Origin of the sequence: Vibrio variabilis (genome assembly GCF_003263785.1) — a bacterium.
Taxonomy (GTDB): domain Bacteria; phylum Pseudomonadota; class Gammaproteobacteria; order Enterobacterales; family Vibrionaceae; genus Vibrio; species Vibrio variabilis.
This window is the reverse complement of sequence record NZ_JYJK01000011.1, coordinates 1-3,606: the sequence shown is the minus strand read 5'-3', so window position 1 is coordinate 3,606 and position 3,606 is coordinate 1. Positions and strand designations below refer to the sequence as shown.

3 protein-coding genes and 1 pseudogene are annotated in these 3,606 nt (G+C 44.6%); 2 read left to right on the top strand and 2 right to left on the bottom strand.

Translation table 11 applies throughout. The features are described 5' to 3' along the window. The coding region (locus TZ48_RS24655; RefSeq protein ID WP_338062241.1) for a patatin-like phospholipase family protein at positions 1-250 on the top strand (250 nt) is incomplete at its 5' end. Between the two features lie 70 nt (positions 251-320). Beyond that, the gene (locus tag TZ48_RS25695; RefSeq protein ID WP_275426398.1) at positions 321-449 is read left to right on the top strand and encodes a DUF6363 domain-containing protein; all 129 of its coding nucleotides are present in this window, start codon (positions 321-323) and stop codon (positions 447-449) included. Here TZ48_RS25695 and TZ48_RS02440 read toward each other — a convergent pair. Together TZ48_RS02440 and TZ48_RS02435 are read right to left on the bottom strand one after the other, a co-directional pair. Further along, complete coding sequence (locus TZ48_RS02440) at positions 439-1,746, bottom strand: EAL domain-containing protein (protein ID WP_162674466.1); 1,308 nt, start codon at positions 1,744-1,746, stop codon at positions 439-441. The genes TZ48_RS25695 and TZ48_RS02440 overlap by 11 nt on opposite strands. Positions 1,747-2,045: 299 nt before the next feature. Then, positions 2,046-3,238 (bottom strand): annotated as a pseudogene (locus tag TZ48_RS02435) (acetate/propionate family kinase). Positions 3,239-3,606: the final 368 nt, after the last annotated feature.

Sequence of the window (3,606 nt, the reverse complement as noted above, 5' to 3'; positions counted from 1 at the left end):
TTTGGAAAGCATACTCAAAGCATCTTGTTCACTGCCGGTGGCTTACCGAACCCCAATCAGTTTCGAAGGCCGAAAAATGATTGATGGCGGAGTGGCTGACTCTATCCCAGTTGTTGAGGCCTACAAAAAAGGGGCAAGAGTCATCACAGTGATCTTGTCTCAAAAGCAAGGCTATATGAAGCGTCCCCCAAAGGCACCATGGATACTGCGCCGTCTGATGAAAAACACCCCCAACTCGCGGAGGCTATGATTAATCGTGCCGAGCAATACAACCAAACGATAGCTTTTATTAATCACCCCCAAAAGACTGCACAATTAATGTGATTACGCCTGATGATAGCTTCGCTGTAGGAAGGCTCACAACGGATAAAGAGAAACTTGAAGCTGGGTATCAAATGGGACTAAGGGCAGCACAAGGCGTGGTTCAGCAAACTCTATTTACTCGCTAAGTTTTAACGCAGTAATTTCCATTGGTTTACCATAAAAATAGCCTTGTTGAACGACTACCCCTTTTGCCTTGAGATAATTTGCTTGCTCCAACTGCTCTACCCCTTCTGCAATCAAGCTAAGGTTTAGAGACTGAGCCATCGAAATAATCGCGTCAAGCACAGGAACGTTCACACTGTCATGCCCAATTGAGTCAACAAAGCACTTGTCGATTTTCAAGCAATCTATTGGCGTTGATTCGAGCATTGACAAAGAAGTTTGTCCTGTACCAAAGTCGTCAATCAAGATCTCTATCCCATTAGATCTTAAGTGACTGATTGCACTCTTGGCTTGACGGCTAAGCAACTGACGCTCGGTTATTTCAACTCCCAGAGTGATCCCATTGGCCTTAAACTGCTCGGCGTGAGCTATCAGTTTCTCGCATCTTTCTTTAACTAAAAAGTAATCAGGCGGAAAGTTGATACCAAGGTGAAATGGCCTCGACAGAGATACTTCTGAAAAGTCGCTCATCGCTTTATCGATGACGATGTCAGTCAATGAATTGATTAATCCACACTCATCTAAAATAGGAATAAAGACATCTGGGTAAACAAGGCCACGCTCTGGATGGTTCCAACGAACCAGTGCTTCAACGCCACTCACTTTGCCACTCACTACATTGAACTCAGGTTGATAATGTAATACGAACTGCTTGTGTTTGACCGCATTCTCAACGTCGCTATAAATACCCGAACTTTGTGAAAGGAGACGACGAATATAAAAAAGAGCCATGTAAGCGGTTAAGGTGCTTGGTATCGCTGCCAAGAAATAGAACCAACCCTTCTCTTTAATTAACTCATTACTGGCAATGAGTTGAATTTCTTGACCCGGAATATCCGTTCTCGCCGTATACGCAAAAAAACCATCGTTTCTGACTGAGTCACTTGGTGTGGACTGGTCGCCAATAAAAAGTGCCGCAGACTTGAGCCTTGGCTCAGTTCGATAGCCTAAACTAGCTCGCATATAGTCTAGCGCGAGCAAAGACACCGCATGATAAACTTGATCATTGAGAACCCTTCTATTGATCACTGCAATTGACGTGGCTTGCGATCTTGGCATCGGAACGAGTTCCATCGACTGTGGTTCATCCGTTAACTTACCCAAGTCAACGATTGGACGATTGATCACATTACCTAGCGATGAACAGACGAGTTTTCCATCCAAAACAATCTGCATTTCAAGAATTTCACGCTCATATCGCAAAACTTGTTGAAGATAATGGCAATTGGTAGGTGCGACTTGAGCGGCTTTATTTTCCATCGAAACACTATATACAATCCTGCTATAAGCATTCGCATACCCATCCCCCAACTGGCGAATAGTCTCTTTCACACTTAGCAACGCGAGCACTAAAAGCGTCACAGTAACTAAAACGAGTGGTACAAGAGCAGCTGCCCAAAACAGTACGCTTCGATTCGTCGTATTCAACCCAAACATATCATTCCAATCTCTTAACTTAACCTCTAAACCATAAACGATTTTTCTATCATGCAGCACAAAAAAACCCGAAGTTAGATACTTCGGGTTATGGAGTCATAAGATATTGGGGTATCGAATGATTACAATAGCTCTACCGATTGCTGAGCAATCACAAACTCTTCATTGGTCGGAATAACCATCGCTACAGCATTTAGCATTTCAGATTTCGCGATAACGCCTGCGTTACCAAAGCGAGCATCTTCGTTGCCTTTCACGTCTTCTTTAAAGCCAAGAAGTTTCAGGTTGTTTAAGATCTCGCGGCGAATTGGCATAGAGTTTTCACCGATACCACCAGTAAAAATGATGCCGTCAAATGAATCTAGCGCTGCTAGGTAAGATGCAATGTACTTAGATACGCGGTAAGTAAATACTTGGAATGCTAGCGCTGCACCTTCGTGACCCTGCTCCATTGCCTCTAGAATGCCACGAGCATCGCTCGTTAGACCAGACACGCCTAGGAAGCCAGACTCCTTGTTAAGTGCATTGAAGACCTTGTCTTGTGACCAACCCTTCTTAAGAAGGTACTCGATGATACCTGGGTCAAGGTCACCACAACGCGTACCCATCATAAGACCAGATAGCGGCGTAAAGCCATCGACGTATCTACAGACTCACCGTTGTTAATTGCACAAACTGATGCGCCGTTACCAAGGTGTACAGAGATGAAGCTTGCCTCTTCTACAGGCTTGTTAATCATCTTCGCTGCTTCACGACTCACGAAGTAGTGGCTGGTACCGTGGAAGCCGTAGCGGCGGATACCGTAGTCGGTATATAGCTCATTTGCGATAGCGCCCGTGTAGGCACGCTTTGGCATAGACTGGTGGAATGCGGTGTCGAATACAGCGAACTGCGGTAGTGATGGGAAAGCCTCCATCGCAGCGCGAATGCCGATAGCACCAGCTGGGTTATGAAGCGGCGCAAGATCAGCCAGTTTTTCAATTTCAGCCGTCACTTCTTCGTTAATGCGTACAGTTTGTGTGAACTTCTCACCACCGTGAACAATACGGTGACCTACCGCAACAATGCTCTCTTGCAGACCTAGCTCATCTGTAAGGCCAACGAGTTTACCGATGGCGATTTTGTGGTGGCTGTCATCGCCTTCGATTGCGATTTCAGTTTTTTCACCGTTGAATTTCCAGCTCATACGAGACTCTGGAAGACCGAAACACTCACCGAGACCAGACAGTACAGCTTCACCAGTTTGAGAATCAATCACTGCAAACTTCAGCGATGAGCTACCAGAGTTGATGACAAGAACAAACGAATTCGACATTGGGGGTTATCCTGTTATTGAGCATGGATGGAAGACGACTTCCTAACATTGATTTGTATTATTCAATATTTTTTGAATCATTCAACTTTCTTTTAAGGTTTTGAATGTATCAAAATGATTTTTATTGATAATGATCAAACTAGGATTTAATTCATGAGTTGAATTTAATCGATTGCACCCCTTGATTATAGAGCCTCGCAGACATGTTGCATATTCATCATACAAAAAAGCCGAGCTTACGCTCGGCTTTCAACTATTTTTGAATACTCAACTTTAATTAAGCTTCGTCACGACGGTTGCCGCGTGAGAATGAACGCTCACCACGGTGCTTCCACGATGATCGCCACCACGGTTACGGTCAAAACGAC